Origin of the sequence: Achromobacter sp. (genome assembly GCF_032102605.1) — a bacterium.
Classification (GTDB): Bacteria; Pseudomonadota; Gammaproteobacteria; order Burkholderiales; family Burkholderiaceae_B; genus Achromobacter.
In genome coordinates this window covers 293,913-314,470 of sequence record NZ_DAMDGT010000007.1, presented here as the reverse complement: position 1 = coordinate 314,470, position 20,558 = coordinate 293,913, and the positions used below count along the sequence as shown (strand labels likewise).

The 20,558-nt window shown below is 66.7% G+C and carries 21 protein-coding genes; 8 read left to right on the top strand and 13 right to left on the bottom strand.

Features of this window, described 5'->3' with window-relative positions; genetic code table 11:
• Positions 1-109 precede the first annotated feature (109 nt).
• The 4 genes from RT614_RS18015 to RT614_RS18000 are packed head-to-tail and all read right to left on the bottom strand — an operon-like array spanning position 110 to position 4,260.
• The gene (locus RT614_RS18015; protein ID WP_313623496.1) at positions 110-1,420 is read right to left on the bottom strand and encodes an MFS transporter; all 1,311 of its coding nucleotides are present in this window, start codon (positions 1,418-1,420) and stop codon (positions 110-112) included.
• A 26-nt stretch (positions 1,421-1,446) separates the two neighbouring features.
• A complete protein-coding gene (dgoD, locus tag RT614_RS18010) occupies positions 1,447-2,595 on the bottom strand; it encodes a galactonate dehydratase (protein WP_092581553.1) in 1,149 nt (382 codons plus the stop codon).
• A complete protein-coding gene (locus tag RT614_RS18005; protein WP_313623495.1) occupies positions 2,592-3,245 on the bottom strand; it encodes a 2-dehydro-3-deoxy-6-phosphogalactonate aldolase in 654 nt (217 codons plus the stop codon). Before RT614_RS18005 ends, dgoD begins: the two co-directional genes overlap by 4 nt.
• A 10-nt stretch (positions 3,246-3,255) precedes the next feature.
• Entirely contained in the window at positions 3,256-4,260 is a 1,005-nt protein-coding gene (locus RT614_RS18000; protein WP_313623494.1) for a 2-dehydro-3-deoxygalactonokinase, read from the bottom strand.
• A 334-nt stretch (positions 4,261-4,594) separates the two neighbouring features.
• Between RT614_RS18000 and RT614_RS17995 the strand changes: the two genes are divergently transcribed.
• Entirely contained in the window at positions 4,595-5,416 is an 822-nt protein-coding gene (locus RT614_RS17995) for an IclR family transcriptional regulator (RefSeq protein WP_313623493.1), read from the top strand.
• Between the two features lie 27 nt (positions 5,417-5,443).
• On the opposite strand, the gene RT614_RS17990 is transcribed toward RT614_RS17995, so the two are convergent.
• Positions 5,444-6,394, bottom strand: coding sequence for a LysR family transcriptional regulator (locus tag RT614_RS17990; protein WP_313623492.1), 951 nt, complete (start codon positions 6,392-6,394; stop codon positions 5,444-5,446).
• A 93-nt stretch (positions 6,395-6,487) separates the two neighbouring features.
• Between RT614_RS17990 and RT614_RS17985 the strand changes: the two genes are divergently transcribed.
• The 3 genes from RT614_RS17985 (at position 6,488) to RT614_RS17975 (ending at position 10,172) form a co-directional block, all read left to right on the top strand.
• On the top strand, positions 6,488-7,963 hold the full coding sequence (locus RT614_RS17985) for an aldehyde dehydrogenase (RefSeq protein ID WP_313623491.1): 1,476 nt from the start codon (positions 6,488-6,490) through the stop codon (positions 7,961-7,963).
• Positions 7,964-7,969: 6 nt separating this feature from the next.
• On the top strand, positions 7,970-8,995 hold the full coding sequence (locus RT614_RS17980; protein WP_313623490.1) for an NAD-dependent epimerase/dehydratase family protein: 1,026 nt from the start codon (positions 7,970-7,972) through the stop codon (positions 8,993-8,995).
• 217 nt (positions 8,996-9,212) lie between these two features.
• Entirely contained in the window at positions 9,213-10,172 is a 960-nt protein-coding gene (locus tag RT614_RS17975) for a tripartite tricarboxylate transporter substrate binding protein (RefSeq protein WP_313623489.1), read from the top strand.
• A gap of 13 nt (positions 10,173-10,185) precedes the next feature.
• Here RT614_RS17975 and RT614_RS17970 read toward each other — a convergent pair whose 3' ends face one another.
• The 4 genes from RT614_RS17970 to RT614_RS17955 all read right to left on the bottom strand — a co-directional run bounded on the left by RT614_RS17970 (position 10,186) and on the right by RT614_RS17955 (position 12,634).
• Positions 10,186-10,809 carry a glutathione S-transferase gene (locus RT614_RS17970; protein ID WP_313623488.1) on the bottom strand — a complete coding sequence of 208 codons (624 nt, stop codon included), beginning with the start codon at positions 10,807-10,809 and terminating at the stop codon, positions 10,186-10,188.
• Positions 10,810-10,829: 20 nt separating this feature from the next.
• Positions 10,830-11,408 (bottom strand): 1,6-anhydro-N-acetylmuramyl-L-alanine amidase AmpD, encoded by a 579-nt coding sequence (gene ampD / locus RT614_RS17965; protein ID WP_313623487.1) that lies wholly within the window; start codon positions 11,406-11,408, stop codon positions 10,830-10,832.
• A 109-nt stretch (positions 11,409-11,517) separates the two neighbouring features.
• Positions 11,518-11,790 (bottom strand): PP0621 family protein, encoded by a 273-nt coding sequence (locus RT614_RS17960; RefSeq protein WP_313623486.1) that lies wholly within the window; start codon positions 11,788-11,790, stop codon positions 11,518-11,520.
• A 1-nt stretch (position 11,791) separates the two neighbouring features.
• Positions 11,792-12,634, bottom strand: a complete 843-nt coding sequence (locus RT614_RS17955) for a cytochrome c biogenesis protein CcsA (RefSeq protein ID WP_313623485.1) — start codon at positions 12,632-12,634, stop codon at positions 11,792-11,794.
• Positions 12,635-12,740: 106 nt separating this feature from the next.
• On the opposite strand from RT614_RS17955, the gene ffh reads away from it, so the two are divergent.
• The gene (ffh, locus tag RT614_RS17950; protein ID WP_313623484.1) at positions 12,741-14,147 is read left to right on the top strand and encodes a signal recognition particle protein; all 1,407 of its coding nucleotides are present in this window, start codon (positions 12,741-12,743) and stop codon (positions 14,145-14,147) included.
• Positions 14,148-14,381: 234 nt separating this feature from the next.
• Here the strand turns inward: ffh and lysM are convergent, their stop codons facing one another.
• The 4 genes from lysM to trmB form a co-directional block, all read right to left on the bottom strand.
• The gene (lysM, locus tag RT614_RS17945; RefSeq protein WP_313623483.1) at positions 14,382-14,828 is read right to left on the bottom strand and encodes a peptidoglycan-binding protein LysM; all 447 of its coding nucleotides are present in this window, start codon (positions 14,826-14,828) and stop codon (positions 14,382-14,384) included.
• Positions 14,829-15,247: 419 nt separating this feature from the next.
• A complete protein-coding gene (gene thiS, locus RT614_RS17940) occupies positions 15,248-15,448 on the bottom strand; it encodes a sulfur carrier protein ThiS (RefSeq protein WP_313623482.1) in 201 nt (66 codons plus the stop codon).
• An 11-nt stretch (positions 15,449-15,459) separates the two neighbouring features.
• Positions 15,460-16,401: a prolyl aminopeptidase gene (pip, locus tag RT614_RS17935; RefSeq protein WP_313623481.1), complete on the bottom strand. Its 942-nt coding sequence runs from the start codon at positions 16,399-16,401 to the stop codon at positions 15,460-15,462.
• Positions 16,401-17,213, bottom strand: coding sequence for a tRNA (guanosine(46)-N7)-methyltransferase TrmB (gene trmB / locus RT614_RS17930; RefSeq protein WP_313623480.1), 813 nt, complete (start codon positions 17,211-17,213; stop codon positions 16,401-16,403). The genes pip and trmB overlap by 1 nt, the downstream gene beginning before the upstream one ends.
• Before the next feature lie 127 nt (positions 17,214-17,340).
• On the opposite strand from trmB, the gene RT614_RS17925 reads away from it, so the two are divergent.
• The 3 genes from RT614_RS17925 (at position 17,341) to RT614_RS17915 (ending at position 20,503) form a co-directional block, all read left to right on the top strand.
• A complete protein-coding gene (locus tag RT614_RS17925; RefSeq protein ID WP_313623479.1) occupies positions 17,341-18,243 on the top strand; it encodes a LysR substrate-binding domain-containing protein in 903 nt (300 codons plus the stop codon).
• A 113-nt stretch (positions 18,244-18,356) separates the two neighbouring features.
• A complete protein-coding gene (locus RT614_RS17920; RefSeq protein ID WP_313623478.1) occupies positions 18,357-19,550 on the top strand; it encodes a CoA transferase in 1,194 nt (397 codons plus the stop codon).
• Complete coding sequence (locus RT614_RS17915; protein ID WP_313623477.1) at positions 19,547-20,503, top strand: hydroxymethylglutaryl-CoA lyase; 957 nt, start codon at positions 19,547-19,549, stop codon at positions 20,501-20,503. The genes RT614_RS17920 and RT614_RS17915 overlap by 4 nt, the downstream gene beginning before the upstream one ends.
• Positions 20,504-20,558 lie beyond the last annotated feature (55 nt).

Here is a 20,558-nt window from a genome sequence, read left to right as displayed (position 1 = left end):
TTCCGCACGCGCCGGTTTTCGGGCCGTGCGGAACACTGATGCAAAAAGGGCGTCCATCCGGACGCCCTTTTTATTCAAACCGCGGCATCGGCGCCGGGCGGGAAGGCCATCAGGCCTCGATCCGCTCGACCTTCCCCACCAGCAGGATGTACGACAGCGCGCCCAGCAACGCCAGCGACGACACGTACACGATGGCCGGTGCAAAGCTGTCCTTGGACACCAGGAAGCCGATCACGATCGGGGTGCAGATCGACGACAGGTTGCCGACGAAGTTGAACACGCCGCCGGTCAGGCCCAGCAGGCGCACCGGCGCCAGCGTGGACACCAGCGACCAGGTGATCGACGCGAGTCCGTTGCCGAAGAACGCGACGGCCAGGAAGAAGATGACCCACGGCGTGGAATCCGTGAAGTTCGCGCCGATCATGGACGTGGAGATCAAAAGGCCCAGGATGATGGGCAGCTTGCGCGCCACGCCGACGGTCGCGCCGCGGCGGATCAGGAAGTCGGACAGGACGCCCGAGCACAGCACGCCGATGAAGGCGGCCAGGAAGGGCACGGACGCCAGGAAGCCGGACTTGATGAAGTCCATGCCGCGGTACTTGACGAGGTAAGTGGGGAACCAGGTCAGGAAGAACCACAGGGTGGACGTCAGGCAGAACTGGCCCAGGTACACGCCCCAAAGCTTGCGCTTGGACATCACCAGGCCCAGGTCGTTCCAGTTGAACGGGGCCTTCTTTTCGCGCACGCGCGTGTCCAGGTCGACGACGCCGCCGCCTTGCTGGATCAGCTCGATTTCCGCCGCGTTGGCACCCTTGAACTGGCGCGGCTCGCGATAGATCATGAACCACAGCACGCCCCAGATGATGCCCAGCAAGCCCGTGCTGACGAACACCATGTGCCAGCCGTAGTGATGCTGCAGCCAGGCCAGCACCGGCGTCAGGAACGCCAGGCCGACGAACTGGCCGGACGTGTAGAAACCGATGGCGGTGGCGCGTTCGCGTTCCGGGAACCACGTGGTGACGACGCGGTTGTTGATGGGATAGGCCGGGGCTTCCAGCGCGCCCACGGCCAGACGCAGCACGAACAGGATGACGAAGCTGCCGGCAAAGCCCATGAAGAACGTTGCCGCGGACCACAGGATCAGCGCGGCGGCGTACAGCACGCGGGGGGACACGCGGTCCACCAGCCAGCCGCCGGGAATCTGCATGGCGGCGTAGGTCCAGCCGAAGGCCGACAGGATCAGGCCTTCATGCACGGTGTCCAGGCCGAACTCGTCCTTCAGGGCGGGCGCGGCGATGGACAGGTTGCTGCGGTCCAGGTAGTTGATGACGACGGTGATGAACAGCATCACCATGATGAGATAGCGGCTGCGAGTGGGCCGCTGGCCGCTTTGCACGGCGGCGTGGGTGGCGGTGGTCAATGGAGTCTCCTCTCTCTTTTATCGGCTTACCACTCGGCGAAGCTGCCGTCGGCGTGGCGCCAGATGGGGTTGCGCCAGCGGTGGCCCACTGCCGCGCGTTCCTTGACGTATTCCTCGTTCACTTCGATGCCCAGGCCGGGGCCCTGGGGAATCGCCACCATGCCATCCTGGTACGCGAAGACCTCGCGGTTGCTGACGTAGTCCAGCAGGTCGTTGGCCGCGTTGTAGTGGATGCCCAGGCTCTGTTCCTGGATGAAGGCGTTGTAGCAGCCGGCGTCGATCTGCAGGCAGGTGGCCAGCGCGATGGGACCCAGCGGGCAGTGCAGCGCCAGCGCCACGTCATAGGCTTCGGCCATGGCGGCGATCTTACGGGTTTCGGTGATGCCGCCGGCGTGCGACGGATCGGGCTGGATGATGTCCACGTAGCCTTCGGACAGCACGCGCTTGAAGTCCCAGCGCGAGAACAGGCGTTCGCCCAGCGCGATGGGCGTGGACGTCAGCGGCGCCAGTTCCTTCAGCGCTTCGTAGTGTTCGCTCAGCACCGGTTCTTCGATGAACATGAGCTTGAATGGATCCAGCTCTTTCATCAGCACCTTGGCCATAGGCTTGTGGACGCGGCCGTGGAAGTCCACGCCGATGCCCACGTTCGGGCCGACGGCGTCGCGCACGGCGGCCACGTTCTCCAGGCACTTCTCGACCTTGTCGAACGAATCGATGTACTGCAGTTCTTCGGTGCCGTTCATCTTGACGGCGGTGAAGCCGCGTTCGACCGCGCTCTTGGCGGCCGCGGCGGTGTCGGCGGGACGGTCGCCGCCGATCCACGAATACACGCGGATGCGGTCGCGCACGTTGCCGCCCAAAAGCTGCGACACGGGCACGCCCAGGTGCTTGCCCTTGATGTCCCACAGGGCCTGGTCGATGCCGGCCAGCGCGCTCATGTGGATGGCGCCGCCGCGATAGAAGCCGCCGCGGTACAGCACGGTCCAGTGGTCTTCGATGTTGCGGGGGTCTTTGCCGATCAGGTAGTCGGACAGTTCTTCGACGGCCGCGGCCACCGAGTGCGCGCGGCCTTCGACGACGGGTTCGCCCCAGCCGACGATGCCTTCGTCCGTTTCAATCTTCAGGAAGCACCACCGGGGCGGCACGATGTAGGTGGTCAGCTTGGTGATCTTCATGCTTGGGTCTCCTGGGCGGGATAGGCGCGTTGCCAGGCGGCGACGAAAGCGCGCGCGTTCTGGCCGACTTCGTTGGCCGTAAGGCCGGGTTTGTACAAGGCGGAGCCCAGGCCGAAGCCGGTGGCGCCCGCCTGGGCGTAAGTGGAAAGGTTGTCGGGCGTGATGCCGCCCACGGGAACCAGCGCGATCGGCGGGCGCATGACCGCGCGCCAGGCCTTCAGCACGACGGGACCCAGCTGTTCGGCCGGGAACATCTTCAGCACGTCGGCGCCGGCGGCCAGCGCCGCGAAGGCTTCGGTGGGCGTGGCCACGCCGGGGCAGGACGCCATGCCCAGCTTCTTGGCGGCGCGGATGACGGCCGGGTCGCTATGCGGCATGACGATGAGTTCGCCGCCGGCCTGCTGGATGCGGGCGCAGTCGTCGGGATTGAGCACGGTGCCGGCGCCGATCAGGCAGTCGGTGGGCAACGCCGCGCGCATGGCGCGGATGCTGTCCAGCGGGTTGGGCGAATTCAGGGGGACTTCGATCAGGCGAAAGCCGGCGTCGTACAGCGCCTGGCCGATGGGTTCGGCCTCGTCGGGCGTGATGCCGCGCAGGATGGCGATCAGGCCGCAGTGGGCCATGGCGGTTTGCAGACCGGTGTGGTTCATCGAAGGGTTCCTATGCGGTGATCGGATTGGAGGAGGGAACAAGTCCGGCGCAGACGGCCAGGTGCCACAGGCCGCGCTCGGTGGCGTTCTGCGCCTGTTCCGGCTTGCCCAGGCCGTAATGCTCCATGGCCAGCAGGTAGCGCTGGCACAGCGCGGGTTCGCCGCAAAGCACGATGCGGGGCAGGTCGCCCTGCTGGCGCAGCATGTCGGCCAGCGCCGCGATTTCGTGGCCGATCAGCAGGCCGCTCAGGTAATCGGCCTGCGATTGCGGCGCCAGTTCGCCGGTCAGGCCCAACGCGCGGGTGCTGAAGATGGTGGACAGCACGCCGGCGCGGCCCGCAGGGGCGCCGGCGACTTTCACGCCGCGTTCGAATGCCGCCATGTCCGCGCTGGCGGCGTCCGCCATCGTGCGGCCCAGGATGGTGTGGCCGCGCAGCGCCGCGTAGACCTCGCCGGTCATGAAGGTGTCGAAGTGCGTGACGCGCCCGCGGCGGGCGTTCACCCACTTGGAGTGCGTGCCCGGCAGGCCGATCAATACGCTGTCGGACGTGCCCGCCTGGTCGTACATCACGCCGAATACCTGGGTTTCCTCGCCGCGCATCACGTTGGGCAGGCCGTGGCGCTGGATCAGGCCGGGCACGATGTGGACGGGCGTGGCGCCGTTCCTGTCCACGACGGTCAGCAACGTGCCGATGCGCTCCAGGTCCACGGGGACATCCAGGTAGGCGGCTTCTTTCCAGCCCTGCGCGCTGCCGACCATGCCGCAGGCGATGACGGGCAGGGCGGGTTCGGCGCGCAGCCAGTCGCCGCAGGCTTGTTCAAACGCCAGTTCGAAGCCGGACAGCGCGGTGGTGGCGGCGCCGTCCTGCAGCGGCTGGGGCAGGCGCATGATGCCCCAGGGCAGATGGCGGGTGTCCAGCGTGCGGCCGGTGGCATCCAGGCGGTAGGCGCGCAGTGAAGAGGTGCCCCAATCCAGCGCGATGAGCGCCGCACGGGCGGGCGATCCGGTAGTCATCAGAGTCTGTCTCGTCTCTGGCCGCGCCTCCGGCTGCCGCCGTGGCGCCGGTGCGGGCGCGGGGCTGGGCGGGGAAGCTGCGGACCTTGTTGTCTGAGGTCTGTCGGGCGCGGGGCGCGCGCGACGGACGATGGCAAAAATTCTAGATCAGTGCTTGAAAAATCTCAAAATATAGAATTAAATCCCACATACAGGGAAGAATTGGGTTTTGGAATTCGGCTTCGGTCCACGGCCCGCTTCATCGAAACTCCTTGCTTTTCCCCGCATACCCAGCCAGCCGCGCCGGGTATGCTTGCCGTTCTTATCCGCCGCACCGCCTTCCCGCAGCCTCTTCATGACCACCACGACCCTGACGCCCGAACTGCCCCCCACGCTGGATCCCGATGCCGCCGCGCCCGCCGGCACGCAGACGCTGATGCGCGGCCTGGCCGTCGTGCAGGCCGTGGCCGACGGCGCGCGCGACCTGAAGGAAATCTGCGCGCGCATCGGCGTGGCGCGCAGCACCACGCACCGGCTGGCCAGTTGCCTGGTTCAAGAGCGCTATCTGCGGTCCCTGCCGGGCGTGGGTTATGTGCTTGGGCCCAAGCTGATCGAACTGGGTTTCCAGGCGCGCGAAGCCTTCCCCATGGCGACGCTGGCGCGTCCCTATCTGGACAGCCTTGCCCAACTGACGGGCGACACCATCCACCTGGCCGTGCGCGACAACGACGAAGTGCTTTACCTGGAAAAGATCCCGGGCAAGAAGGGCCTGGAGATGCGCTCGCGAGTCGGTCATCGCATGCCGCTGGCTGCGACAGGCGTGGGCAAGGCGCTGCTGCTGGATGCCGAAGAACCGCAATGGAAGGCGTTGCATCGCGTCGGCGCGCCCGTGTCGTCACGCGCGCCGGGCGGCCAGCAAAGCTGGGAAGCCTTCCGTGACCGCATGCGCGATTACGCCGTGCACGGCTATGCGTTCGACCTGGAAGACAACGAGCCTTCGATTCGCTGCGTGGCAGCGCCCGTGCGCGACGCGTCCAGCGGCATCGTCGCTGCGATCAGCGTGTCCAGCACGGTGCCGTACATGTCGCTGGAACGCATGCGCGAAATGGTGTCCGTCGTGCAGGGCGCGGCGGCAGGCATATCCGCCGAACTGGGCTGGAAGGTCGAACGGGGCTGAACTCCCGCGCTTCCCGGCTGCGCCGCGTCAACCGGCGGGTGCGAGCGGCGGCAACGGCAGCAGCCGCGTTTGAATGTCCGCCATGGCTATTTCCAGTTGCTCGACCAGGGCCTGCGCCGCCGGCGACAACGAACGGTCGCGCCGATGCAGCAGGCCGATGTAGCGGCGCGCGGAGGCGTCGCCCAGCGGCGTGCAGCGCAGGCCGGATAGATTCAGTTCCGGCAACGCCAATCGCGGCAGCACGCTGACGCCCAATCCCTGCCGCACCATGCCCGCGGCGGTTCCCATGTTGGTCACGTCATAGCGCAGCGCCGTGGCGGGTGCACCGACCTCGTCGCGCACCGCGCGGTCGAACTGCTGGCGCGCATTGGACCCCTGCGACAGCAGGATCAGGTCGTAGCGCAGCACGTCCCGCCAATGCAGCGTCCCGGCTTCGTCGCCCAGCGGGTGGCCCGCGGGATAGACGGCGCAGAAGCAATCTTCCCCCAATGGCGTGAACGTCAGGTCGGGCGCGGGTTCGGCCAGCGCGGCTACGGCGAATTCGATCTGGTTGGTGCGCAGCAGCGCCACTAGTTCGTCGTTGTGCGCTTCGACGACGCGAACCTTCAGCGCGGGATGCGCAAGCCGCAGCGTTCCGGTGGCGGCGGGCAGCAGGCTTAGCGCCGCCGAGGGCAGGGCGCCCAGCGCCACGTTGCCGCGCCGCACCGCCGCCAGATCGGCCAGGCTGCGATAGGCCTCCTCAAGGTCGGCGATGGGACGCTGCACGCGGGCATAGAAGTCCTGGCCGGCGGAGGTCAGGCTGATGCTGCGCGTGGTGCGTTCAAACAGGCGCAGGCCCAGCACCTCTTCCAGATCCTGTATCAACGCCGTGAAAGACGGCTGCGTGACGCCCAGTTGATTAGCCGCGTGCGTGAACGAGCCCGTGTCCACGGCCAGCAGAAAAGCCTTGAGCGGGCGATATTTGATATTGATAGCCATGGGCTAAGAATATTGGATAAATATCTATTTGTGTCTAATAATCGGCCGGCCGATGATGACGTCCATCGAAGCTCCTCCGGACCCGAAGACGTTATGGACGCATCAAGCCACAAGCCATTCCGGTTGGGCGCCAACTGGCGCCACAGCCAAGACGGCGACGCCGTCATCACCTCCATCAACCCCGCCGACGGCAGCATTGCCGGCATCGTCACCCGCGCCCTGCCGCAGGACGTGGACACGGCCGTCGCCATCGCCTGGGATGCCTATCAGCACAAGCCCTGGCGCAAGCTCCGCCCCGATCAGCGGGCGGCGACGCTGTACGAGATCGGCCGTCGCCTGTCCGCCGAGCGTGAACCGCTGGCCCGCCTGCAGATGCTGGACAGCGGCAAGCCGTGGAAAGAATGCCTGAACATGGTCGACAGCGCGGCCGGGCATTTTCGCTACTACGCCGCGGTGTGCGAGACCTGGCAGAACGAAATGACCTCGCCGCGGGGCGAGTACTTCTCCATGGCCCTGGCCGAGCCCTTCGGCGTGATCGCGGCCATCACGCCGTGGAATTCCCCGATCATGAACGAGGCGCAGAAAGCCGCGCCGGCCCTGGCGGCGGGCAATGCGGTGCTGATCAAACCCTCTGAAGAAACGCCGCAACTGGCGCTGGAACTGGCGCGCATCTGCGCCGAGGCCGGCTTGCCTGAAGGTCTGCTGACGGTGCTGCCCGGCCACGGCGAAGACGTGGGCGCGGCGCTGGTCAAGCATCCCGGTGTGCGCATGGTGTCGTTCACGGGCGGCACCGAAACCGGCCGGGCCATCGGCGGCATCGCCGGCCAGCGCCTGATCCCGGTCGGGCTGGAACTGGGCGGCAAGTCGCCGCACATCGTGTTCGACGACGCCGACCTGGACCGCGCCGTGGCCGGCGTGGTGTCGGGCATCTTCGGCTCGGCGGGGCAGAGCTGCGTCGCGGGGTCTCGCCTGTTCGTGCAGAAGTCCATCTATCAGCGCTTCATGGATGCGCTGGTGGAACGCACGCGGCAGGTCCGCGTCGGCCTGCCCGACGACCCGGCCACGCAGATGGGGCCGTTGGTGTCGCGGGCGCATCGCGACAAGGTCGCGGGCTATGTGGACATCGGCCGCGCCGAAGGCGGCCGCGTTCTGGTCGGCGGCGCTGCGCCCACGCAGGCCGAACTGGCCAACGGCTGGTTTTACCTGCCCACGGTGATCGACGGCCTGGGCAACGGCGCGCGCGTCTGCCAGGAAGAGATATTCGGGCCGGTGCTGGTGGCGCTGCCGTTTGCGGACGAGGACGACGTCATCCAGCAGGCCAACGACACCGCCTTCGGCCTGGCGGCCGGCATGTGGACCGGCGACTACGCCCGCGCCTGGCGCGTGGCGCGCGAGATCGAAGCGGGCTCCATCTGGATCAACACCTACAAGCAATCGCATATCGCCACCCCGTTCGGCGGCTTCAAGGCCAGCGGCATCGGGCGCGAGAAGGGCCTGCACGGCCTGCGCCTCTATAGCCAGGTCAAGAGCCTGTACTGGGGCATGCACGACAAACCCATGGGACTTTGAATCAACATGACGACTGAAAAGAAGCAAGGCGCGGCGCTGTCCTTGGCCGACTCCCGCATCCTGATCGCCGGCGCGGCCAGCCTGGTGGGATCCCATACCGCCGATGCGCTGCTGGCGGCCGGCGCGAAGGAAGTGATCCTGCTGGACAACTTTGCCTTCGGCACGCCCGAAGCCATCGCCCATCTTCAAGACAACCCGCGCGTGAAAGTCGTGCGCGGCGACCTGATGCGCCTGCCCGATCTGCTGGCGGCCACTGAAGGCGTGGACGGCGTGCTGCATCTTGCCGCCTACATGACGCTGGGCTTTGCCCAGACGCCGTGGCAGGCGGTGGACGTGAACATCCGCGGCGCGCAGAACATGCTGGAAGCCTGCCGCGCCAACAAGGTGAAGAAGATCGTCTTCGCCTCGTCCAACGCCGTCTATGGCTACGGCACCGGCATCGCCGGCGCGCTGGTCGAAAACGGCCCCTTCCATTCGGTGGGCGCGCCTCCCGCCGCCATCCTGTATGGCGCGTCCAAGATCATGGGCGAACAGCTGTGCCGCCAGTACTACCAGAAGGCCGGGCTGGACTACGTGGTGCTGCGCTACTCCACGGTCTACGGCGAACGGCAGCATTACCGCGCAGCCAATTCCCTGTACATCATGGAAACCTATGACCGCGTGCGCAAAGGCGAGCGCCCCGTGTTGCCCGGCGACGGCACCGACACCAAGCACTTCGTGCATGTCTCTGACGTGGCCCGCGCCAACGTGGCGGCGTTCCAGAGCACGGCCACCGACGTGGCGGTGAACGTGTCCGGGCCGGCGCCCATCACCACGGGCGAGCTGGTGCGCCTGGTGCTGGACTACTGCAAGAGCGACCTGCAGCCCGAAATCAAGCCCGATCCGCCCGGCACGGTGCGCCTGACGTCGGGCGGCGCGTTCCACATTCCGCATGACCTGGCCGGACAGCACATCGGCTGGCAGCCGAAGGTGAGCATGGCGGAAGGCGTGAACCGGCTGCTGGCCTGGCGGGAGGCGCAGGAAGCTGCTTGAAGCAGAAGATGCAAATGCTCCACGGCGCCGCAGAGCGCCGGGGCAAAACAGGGAAGGCATCGCGGATCAGCGCGCCAACGCGCTGGGCCCGCAGAAGCGGAAATATTCCCGGCAAGATGCTGTCCCTCGATCCAGCCGAAAGGTTGGCGTAGCGGGCAGCACTACGCATTTCACGACGGCCGACCGGCCCGGACACACAAACAATCAGGAGACAAAGATGTTCTTATCGTGCAAGACCCTCGCGCGCGCCGCGCTGTCCGTCGCGGGCCTGTGCGCCGCGTTGCCCGCCTGGGCCTGGCCTGACCGGCCCATCGAACTGGTGGTCGGTTTTGCGCCCGGCGGCGGCACGGACCTCACGGCCCGTTCGCTGGCGGTCTTCCTGGAAAAGGAACTGGGCACGACGGTCGTGGTGCAGAACAAGCCGGGCGCATCCAGCGCCATCGCGTTGGCCTATGTGGCGCGCTCCAAGCCGGATGGCTATACGTTGGCGATGACGAACATGCCGGGGCTGGTGTCGCTGCCGATCGAGCGCAAGGCGGGCTTCACGGGCGGCGATTTCACCTATCTGGCCAATCTGGTGCGCGATCCCAGCGCGTTCAGCGTGGCCAGCGACAGCCCGTACAAGACGCTGGAGGCGCTGATCGCCGCGGCCAAGGAAAGGCCGGATGCGGTCAGCTATGGATCGACCGGCGTGGGCACCGACGACCATCTGGCGCTTGTGCTGTTCCAATCGCTGACGGGCGCCAAGCTCAACCACGTGCCGTACAACGGCGCCGGCCCGCTGCGCAGTTCCGTGCTGGGCGGGCACACCGTCATCGGCGGGCTGAACCTGGGCGAGGTCATGCCCTATAACGGCAAGAACATGCGGGTGTTGGCGCAGGCAAGCGAGAAACGGTCGCCGCTGGGCCCGGACGTGCCCACGTTCAAGGAACTGGGCGTGAACCTGGTGTTCGCATCGGAACGCGGCATCGTCGCGCCGAAGGATCTGCCCGCGGACGTGTCCGACAAGCTGCGCAAGGCGCTGGGCAAGGTGGCCGCCAATCCCGAATTCCAGGCCCAGATGAAGCAGCAGTTCACCGAAATGGACTATGTGGACGGGCCAGCGTGGCAGGAGCGCCTGAAGGGCGACGATGCGCGCCTGCGGCAGATCTGGACCCAGACGCCCTGGGTGGAATAAACAGCCCCGGCGTTTATTCCAGCGGCAGCGTCAGGACGCCCTGCGGCGCGGGGCGCATCATGACGCGGCGGTACCACGCGGACAGCGCGGGCGTGTCGGGACGTTCGATGGGCAGGGCCAGCCAGCGATGCGCGGCGCAGACCAGCGCGATGTCGCCCATGGTCAGGTGGCGGCCGGCGATGAACTCGCGGCCTTGCAGGGCCTGGTCCAGGATCAGGGCGCGCGCGTTGGAACGCTTGATGGCGTTTTCGATCGCGGCGTGGTCGCGCTTGTCTTCAGGTGTGCGGATCAGGCCCAGGAAGGCCGGGCCCATGGCGGGCTGCCATTCGGTGGCCTGCCAGTCCATCCAGCGGTCGGCGTCGGCGCGCAGGCAGACGTCTTCGGGCCACAGCGTGCCCACGCCGTAGCGCGCGGCCAGGTAGCGCACGATCGCGTTGGACTCCCACAGCACGAAGCCGCCGTCGTCGATGACGGGGACCAGGCGGTTGGGGTTGAGCTTGGCGGCGTAGTCGTCCGTGTCGACCACGCCGTACGGGCCACCGGCCTGGACAAAGGTGTGCGGCAGGGCCAATTCCCGCACGGCCAGCATCACTTTCTGAACGTTGACGGATGTCAGGCGTCCCCAGATCTTCAACATAGCCAATCCTTTTGTAAGGGTCAGACCGGCGGCAATTGCCGCCGTGCAAAGCCGCTGTCGCGCGAAAAGCGCGTCCAGTCGAAAGCCCGACCGGGGTCGGTCTTGCGCCCCGGTGCGATGTGCTCGTGTCCCCAGGCAGCCGCCAGAGGATAGCGTGCGCGCAGGACCGGCGCCAGCCGGCGCAACGCCGCATATTGCTCGTCAGTGTAGGGCAGGGTGTCCGTGCCTTCCAGTTCGATGCCGATGGAAAAGTCGTTGCAGCGTTCACGCCCTGCAAAGCGCGACACGCCGGCATGCCAGGCGCGGCGGTCGGTGGACACGAATTGCAGGATCCGGCCCGTGCGTCGGATAAAAAAGTGCGCCGACACGCGTAGCCCGCGCAGGCGTTCCAGCCAGGGATGGGAACCGTAGTCCAGCGTGTTCAGGAACAGGCCGGCCACTTCGGGGCCGCCGAATTGCCCGGGGGGCAGGCTGATGTTGTGCAGGACCAATAACGAGACCTGCGCGCCGTCGGGGCGGGCGTCGCAGTTGGGCGAAGGATGCAGGGAAACGCCCGGAGCCGGCTTAAGCCAGCCATGTCGATCCAGGAGCAAAGGCATGGGAAGAGAGCACGTGAGGATTCCGACATGCATTATGCCGTGAGCCCGTGCGGCGCCCTATCGATCGAAAAGCGGGGCAGGGCGGCCGCCGGCAGCGGCCGCGCGCGGATCAATGCTTGGCCGGCCCCAGGCGGGCGTGATCCGCGCTGCACCAGGTCTGGCCGTTCTGCAGCAGGGCTTCGGAGCGGGGCAGATGGATGCCGCAATGCGCGCAGCGCACCATGGATTCCAGGGTCTTGGGCGGCGGCGGGGCGCCGCGCCCCGGCTTCTTGCCGTCGGCGGCCTTTGCGCCGGCCTGGCGGTCGGCGGCGATGCGCCCGGCGATGCGGGCGACGAACAGGACCAAAATGATCAGGACGATCCAGAACAGCAACTTGCCCACTTCAGCCTCGATGCAGAATCATTTCCAGCACGAACCGGCTGCCGGTGTAGGCCAGAATCAAAAAACCAAAACCCGTCAGGGTCCAGCGCAGTGCGACTCGTCCGCGCCAGCCCCAGATGTGCCGTCCCGCCAGCAACACGCCGAAAGTCAGCCACGACAGCAACGTGAAGACGGTCTTGTGGTCGAAGGGAAGGACCTTGCCCGTCAGCTTCATGGAAGCCACCGATCCCGATCCCACGGCCAGCGTCAGGACCACGAAGCCGATCCAGATGATGCGGAACAGCAGCTGTTCCTGCACCAGCAGCGGAGGCTGGGAATCCAGCACGCGGCCAATGATGCTGCGTTCGGCGGGGGCGTCCAGGGGACGGTGCAGGTGGCGGTCAAGCAGCGCCATCATCATGGCGTGCAGGGCGGCGATGGTGATCAGGCCATAGGCGGCCAGGGCGATAAGCAGGTGCGTGCGCAGCCAGGGATCGTCGGCATGGGGCACGAACTGCCCCTGGGGAAACAGCGCCGCCAGGCCGCTGGCGATGGCGGCGGCGGGCAAAAGCAGCAATTGCAGGCCGTCGATGCGCACCAGCAGGCTTTCCAGCCAGAACACCACCATGCCCAGCCAGATGGCCGCGGAAAGGGCCAGTGCCCATCCAATGAACAGATGCTGGGAGCCCAGCATCGATTGTTGCAGCCCGATCCCATGGAGAACCAGGGCTCCCAGCAGGCACAGACGGGCGATTTTGCCGGTCTGTTCCACTTCCCCGGCGCCGGCCAGGCGGATCCAGAGCGACCCCCCGAGCACCGCGTACGCCAAGGCAGCCGCTGTGTGAAATACAATGCCTAGTGACATAGAAACCGTTGTCTGGATGGGGCCTTGGGGTGCGCGTCACCCGAAAGCGCAGAATCCGCGCCTGCGGCCACCGTTCAATCAACTAGTTTAAGCGGAAACGCCTCTCATGCTCGATAACCTAACTCAACGCCTGTCGCGCGTCGTCAAGACGCTGCGCGGGGAAGCCCGCCTGACCGAGGCCAACACCCAGGAGATGCTGCGCGAAGTGCGCATGGCGCTGCTGGAAGCCGACGTGGCCCTGCCGGTCGTGCGCGACTTCATCTCGCGGGTGAAGGAAAAGGCGCTGGGCGAGGAAGTCGCCGGCAGCCTCAGCCCCGGCCAGGCGCTGGTGGGCGTCGTCCACAAGGAACTGACCTCCCTGATGGGCGGCGACCTGGGCGCTGATTCCAACGAACTGTCGCTGGCCGTGCAGCCGCCCGCCGTCATCCTGATGGCCGGCCTGCAGGGCGCTGGTAAAACCACCACCACCGGCAAGCTGGCGCGCTGGCTCACCGAAGGCCAGCACACGCAGCACGGCCGCAAGACCGGCAAGAAAAAGGTGCTGGTGGTGTCCGCCGACGTCTATCGTCCGGCCGCTATCGACCAATTGAAAAGCGTGGCGGCGCAGGTCGGCGTGGATTTCCTGCCGTCCGACCCCAGCCAGAAGCCCGAAGACATCGCGCGCGGCGCGATGGACCACGCCCGCCGCCATCATTACGACGTCCTGATCCTGGACACGGCCGGCCGCCTGGGCATCGACGAAGCCATGATGCGCGAAATCCGCGCACTGCATGACCTGGTCAAGCCGGTGGAAACGCTGTTCGTCGTGGACGCCATGCAGGGCCAGGACGCGGTCAACACTGCGCGCGCCTTTGCCGACGCGCTGCCCCTGACCGGCGTCGTGCTCACCAAGCTGGACGGCGATGCGCGCGGCGGCGCGGCCCTGTCGGTGCGTCACGTTACCGGCAAGCCGCTCAAGTTCGTCGGCGTGTCGGAAAAGCTGGACGGCCTGGAGCCCTTCTACCCTGACCGCATGGCGCAGCGCGTGCTGGGCATGGGCGACATCGTCTCGCTCGTCGAACAGGCGCAGAAGAACATCGATATCGCCGAGGCGCAGAAGCTGGCCTCGAAGATCAAGTCGGGCAACAAGTTCGACCTGAACGACTTCCGCGACCAGCTCGGCCAGGTCAAGAAGCTGGGCGACATGGGCTCGCTGCTTGAAAAGCTGCCGGCCCAGTTCCAGCAGGCCGCCGGCCAGTTGCAGGGCGGTCAGGCCGAAAAGCAGCTGCGCCGCACCGAAGGCATCCTGAACTCCATGACCGCCGCGGAACGCGCCAAGCCCGAACTGATCAAGGCGTCGCGCAAGCGCCGCATCGCCGCCGGCTCCGGCGTGCCGGTGCAAGAGGTCAACCGCCTGCTGGCTCAGTTCGAGCAGATGCAGGGGATGATGAAGCAGATGAAAAAGGGCGGCATGGCCAAGATGATGCGCGCCATGGGCGGCATGAAAGGCCTGGGCCGCTTCGGAATGAAGTAGGCCCCCACGCCGCACTCGCTTCGCTCGCTTGCTGCCCCCCCGAGGGGGCTGCCCCGCCTTCGGGCGGCCGGGCAACGGGGCGGCTGTTCTTGCGTACGCCCTACACCGCAAATCGCCAAAAAAATGGCCAGACGTTGCGTCTGGCCAAGCAATCGCGGCAGGCAGGGGGCGCCGCGCCGCGACACAAGCCGGAGAACGCATGGGTGTCCCCCGGTTTGTTGGGTTAAGCGCCGCTTACGACAGCGGCGGAATGCGCAGCACCTGGCCCGGGTAGATCTTGTCGGGGCTGGTCAGCATGGGCTTGTTGGCTTCGAAGATCAGCGTGTTCTTGGCGCCCTGGCCCTTGCCGTATTGCGCCTCGGCGATCTTCCACAGGTTGTCGCCCTTTTGCACCGTGTACATCTTGGCTTCGGGCGTCGCCTGCTTGACCTTCAACTGGTTATCCACGGCGGCCACGCCCACGGTATTGCCGAGCGCAAGCGAAATCTTTTCGGCGTCTTCCGTGCTCAACGCCTCGCCCGCGACCGTGACCTTGTCGCCGTCCACCGAGATTTGCAGGCCATCCGCGTTCAGGCCGTGCTTATCGAGCTCTTTCTTCAATTCGTCCGCCGTCGCGGCCTTCGCCTCGCTGGCGCCGAAGAGCTTTTCTCCAACGTCCTTGATGAAATTGAGCAGACCCATAGTGTTTCCTTTATCGATGTTGCGGTGAGAAAACCTGCGCTGCCAGGACGCGCGGATCCACGATCAGGGCTCTTGCGATTGCGCGCAGCGCGATGGGCGAGTGGCGTTCCCATTTAAGAAACTGCGGGCGGTCGCGGATAGGTCGTGTCCCGCATTGCCTGCCGCGATGGCGCGGACCTTCTTCAGGGGCGCCGGCACGAACGATTATGACTCGCACCTTTGGCGTGCGACGAGGGGGCATGGTGTAACAGGTTGCTAGCCTCTCGCCAGACTACGCAACAATGCTGGCAACTTCGCAGGACGTTGGTATCCGCGGGTCTACGCCCCATCGGCCAGCGGGCGGCATGCAAAAAGGCCGCTGGGGTCAGCGGCCTTCAATTGGATCGCAAAGCAGCGCAGTCGCGCTGCAATTTCAGGTTTCAACCGCCTCCCACCGCGACCACGATTTCGATCTGGTCGCCGTCCGACAGCGCGGTTTGCGCGTGTTGGCTCTTGGGCACGATTTCGCCGTTGCGTTCCACGGCCACGCGCTTGCCGGCATAGCCCAGCGCATCAAGCAATTCATTGACCGTGGTGTCCAGCGGAAACTCGCGGGCGTCTCCGTTCAGGGTGATGTGCATGGCGCGTCTCCTTACTGTTTTGCGTAGGCGTCGGTGGCGGCGATCAGGCGCGCCAACGTGCCGGGTTCGTCGAAGGCATGGCCGGCGTCGGGCACCAGATGGAAATGTGCCTCGGGCCATGCGCGATGCAGGTCCCACGCGGTGCGCGCGGGTGTGCAGACGTCGTAGCGGCCCTGCACGATGGTGCCCGGAATGCCGCGCAGCTTGTGGGCGTCGCGGATGAGCTGGCCTTCTTCCATGAAGCCGGCATTGAAGAAATAGTGGTTCTCGATGCGCGCAAAGGCCAGCGCCGCGCGGTCGGCGGCATGGCTTTGCTGATGGCGCGGGCTGGGCAGCAGCGTGATGGTGCTGTCTTCCCATTTGCTCCACGCTTTCGCGGCGCGCAGTTGTTCGACGGGGTCATTGCCCGTCAGGCGCTTGTGATAGGCGGTGACCAGGTCGCCGCGTTCGTCTTCGGGAATGGGCGCCAGGTATTCTTCCCAGCGGTCCGGAAACAGCCACGACGCGCCTTCCTGGTAGAACCATTGAATTTCGGCGCGGCGCAGGCCGAAGATGCCGCGCAGCACCAGTTCGCTGGTGTGCGTCGGGTGCGTTTCCGAATAGGCCAGCGCCAGGGTCGATCCCCAGGATCCGCCGAAAACCAGCCACTGTTCGGCGCCCATGACTTCCTGGCGCAGGCGCTCGATGTCCGAGACCAGATGCCAGGTGGTGTTGTTGTCCAGGCTGGCGTGAGGCTGCGAACGGCCGCAACCGCGCTGGTCGAACAGCAGCACGTTGTAGCGTTGCGGATCGAACAACTGGCGATGCACGGCCGAACACCCGCTGCCAGGACCACCATGCAGGAAAACGGCAGGCTTGCCGTTCGGATTGCCGCACATTTCCCAATAGATCTGGTGTCCGTCTCCGGTATCCAGCATGCCTTGGCGGTAGGGTTCGATCGGCGGATAGAGCATCAGGCGGCTCGCTTGAAGATCAGGTCCCAGACGCCGTGGCCCAGGCGCAGGCCGCGTGTCTCGAATTTGGTGAGGGGGCGGTAGTCGGGGCGCGGCGCGTAGCCGTCCGCGGTGTTTTTCAGCAGGGGCTCGCCGCTCAGCACTTCCAGCATCTGCACGGCGTAGTCTTCCCAGTCGGTGGCGCAGTGGATGTAGCCGCCGGGGGCAATGCGGCTGGCCAGCAGCGAAATGAAAGCGGGCTGGATCAGGCGGCGCTTGTGGTGACGCTTTTTGGGCCACGGATCCGGAAAATAGATGTGCACGCCGGCCAGCGAATCGGGGGCGATCATGTTGCGCACCACTTCCACGGCGTCGTGCTGGATGATGCGCAGGTTCGGGATGCTGGAATCTTCAATGCGGCGCAGCAGCGATCCGACGCCGGCGTTGAAGACTTCCACGCCCAGGAAGTTGTCGCCGGGGCGCGCCAGTGCGATCTTCTCGGTGGTCTCGCCCATGCCGAAGCCGATTTCCAGCACGGTGGGCGCTTCACGGCCGAATGCGGCGGCCGGATCCAGGCGGCGCGGCGCGTAGGGGATGGACCACTGGCCCATCAGGCGCTCCAACGCGGCCAGCTGGCCTTGCGTGATGTGGCCGCGGCGATGCACGAAGCTGCGGATGTGGGTGGCGCCGGGGCTGTTCGGAGCGTGGGCGGTGCTGGCCAGCGCGGCCTGGGTTTCCGGGGAAACGGGGGCGGGCGCGGCGTTGGCGTCGGGTGTTGCCGAAGGGTTCACGGGCGGAGTCGCGGGAGTGTCCGCAGGGTTGTTCGTATTCATAGCCGGGATTGTAGTGGCAGGCTTGTCCGGGCGGAGTCGGTCATAGGGACTAAAATGGGGACACTTTTGCCCCGCAAGGCTCCAGCTATAGTTTCAGGCCGGTTCCCCTGCGCCGTAGACCCTTTTCATGAACTTTGCCCGCATCGACCTCGTCACGCTAGCCCTGTTTGTTTCCGTGGCGCGCCAAGGAAGCATCTCGGCGGGCGCACGCCAGTCTCACCTGGCGGTCGGGGCGGCCAGCAAGCGCATCTCGGACCTCGAGGCGGCGCTGGGCACGCCTCTTCTGTATCGCAACGCCGCCGGCGTCGAACTGACGGACGCGGGCCAGGCTTGCCTGGTCCATGCGCTGCGCGTGCTGCAAGAGGTCGAGCAGATGGCCGGCGCGCTGTCCGACTTTGCGCAAGGCGTACGGGGACAGGTGCGCATCGCCGCCAATACCTCGTCGCTGACGCAATTCCTGCCCGAGGACCTGGCCGCCTTCATGGACGAGCACCCCGCGGTGCGCATCGACCTGGAAGAGCAGAACAGCATCGACATCGTCACCGCGGTGCTCGAGAACCGCGCCGACATCGGCGTGTTCGCCGACCGCACGCCGGCCGACGGGCTGACCACCTTTCCATACCGGCTGGACGAACTGGTGCTGATCGTGCCGCAGCGCCACCCGCTGGCCTCGGAGCCTCAAGTCGCCTTTGCGGACACCTTGGCGTACGACTACGTTGGGCTGCCACCGGCGACGTCGCTGGCCACCCGGCTGTCCGAGGAAAGCGGCCGCATGGGCCGCGAAATGCGCCTGCGCATCCAGGTGCGCAGCTTCGACGCCATCTGCCGCATGGTGGCGGCCACGCGCGGCGTGGGCATCCTGCCGCGCATCGCCGCCGAGCCGCACGCGCGGTCCATGCCGATCCGCCTGATCCCGCTGACCGACGAATGGGCGCGCCGCTGGCTGCTGCTGGGCGTGCGCGACGCCGACACCCTGACCGTCGCCGCCCGCCTGCTGCTGGCCCACCTGCGCGACGAAGCCGAGGGTTAGCCCGGGGTTTCTCGTTCCGGGAATGCCCCTTTCCGCGAATGTCCATTCCGCTGGCGGGCGCTTTGCGCGCACACTGCCGTCCATCAACACCGTTGGACCGCCTGGGAGGCGATATGGCAGGGCAGATTCTTGATGGCATCCGTGTGCTGGAACTGGGGCAGCTCATTGCGGGGCCGTTCGCGGCCAAGACCCTGGCGGACTTTGGCGCCCAGGTCATCAAGATCGAGCCGCCGGGCCAGGGAGATCCCCTGCGCAAATGGCGCCTGCTGCACGAAGGCACCTCGGTGTGGTGGGAGGCCCAGTCGCGCAACAAGCAGTCGGTCTGCGTGGACCTGCGCCAGGAAGAAGGGCAGGACATCGTGCGCATGCTGGCGCGCGAGGCCGACGTCCTGATCGAAAACTTCCGCCCCGGCACCCTGGAAAAATGGGGCCTGTCGTGGGAAGCCCTGCACGAACTCAATCCCCGTCTCATCATGCTGCGCATCTCGGGCTACGGCCAGACCGGCCCCAAGGCGCGCGAACCGGGTTTTGCCGCTATCGGCGAGGCCATGGCGGGCCTGCGCTACCTGAACGGCGAACCCGGCCGCGCCCCGGTGCGGGCCGGCCTGTCGCTGGGCGACACCATCGCCGGCCTGCATGGCGCGCTGGGCGTGATGATGGCCCTGTACCAGCGCGACGCGCGGGGCGGCGTGGGGCAGGTGATCGACACCGCCCTCTACGAAAGCCTGTTCAACCTTAGCGAGAGCTTGCTGCCCGAATACTCCGTGTTCGGCGCGGTGCGCGAACCGGCCGGCGCGTCGCTGCCCGGCATCGCCCCGTCCAACGCCTATCCCTGCCAGGACGGCTACGTGCTCATCGCCGGCAACGGCGACGCCATCTACACCCGCCTGATGGCGCGCATCGGCCGCGACGACCTGGGCCAGGACCCTGCGCTGGCGCATAACGATGGCCGCGCCCGCCGCGTGGACGAGATCGACGCCGCCATCGGCGCCTGGACGCAGCAGCGCCGCATCGACGACGTGCTGGCCGCGATGCTGGAAGCAGGCGTGCCCGCAGGCCGCATCTATTCCATCGCCGACATCGCCAAGGATCCGCACTACCGCGCCCGCAACGCCATTACCTCCATGGAATCGGCGGCAGGCGTGCAGGTCGAAATGCCGGCCGTATTCCCGTACCTGTCCGCCAATCCCGGCGCGGTGCGTGAACGCGCGCCCACATTGGGCGAACACACCGACGCCGTGCTGGCGTCCGCCGGCCTGACCGAAGAACAGCGCGCTGCCCTGCGCGCCAAGGGAGTCATCGCATGAATAACGGACCTGCCCGCATCGAGATCAACGAGGTCGGTCCGCGCGACGGCCTGCAGATCGAAAAAGCCATGGTCGCCACCGACGACAAGGTCGCCTTCGTGGACGCCTTGTCCGACTGCGGCTTTGCCCGCATCGAGGTGACGAGCTTCACGTCGCCCAAAGCCATTCCCGCGTTGGCGGACGCGGTCGACGTCATGCGCCGCATCCGTCGCCGTCCCGGCGTGATCTACACCGCGCTCGTGCCCAACGTCCGCGGCCTGGAACGCGCGCTGGAGGCCGGCACCGACGAAATGAACCTCGTCATGTCGTGCAGCGAAACCCACAACCGCGCCAATCTGCGCATGACGCGCGACCAGTCGTTCGCCGAACTGTCCCAGGTGCTGGCCGCCGCCGCCAAGGCCGGCGCGCCGTGCAACGTGTCCCTGTCCACCGCCTTCGGCTGTCCTTTCGACGGCGACGTGTCCGCGGACACGGTGCTGGACCTGGCCGCGCGTCTGGTCGACGCGGGCGCCGCCGGCATCACGTTGTGCGACACCACCGGCATGGCGTTTCCGACGCAGGTTGCCGCCTTGTGCGAGCAAGCCGCGGCCCGCCTGCCCGGCGCCGCGCTGACCGTCCACCTGCACAACACGCGCGGCATGGCGCTGGCCAACGCCATCGCCGCCTGGCAGACCGGCATCACGCGCTTTGACGCGGCCGCCGGCGGCCTGGGCGGTTGCCCCTACGCGCCTGGCGCCAGCGGCAACGTCAACACCGAAGAACTGGTCCACATGTTCGCCTGCATGGGCGTGGACACCGGCGTGTCGCTGGAACCCTTGCTGGCCATCGTGCGTAGCTTGCCCGGCTTGGTTCAACGAGACCTGTCGAATGCGTTGCTGCAAGCGGGGCCGAGGCTGGCGTTGCATGCGCCGCCGGCCTGGCTGGCGGAACGATTTCCCGCGGCACCGGCCTGACGGCCAAGCCCGCCAGAAGACCTGCCCAGATTCGTAGTACCCGCAGTACCCGACA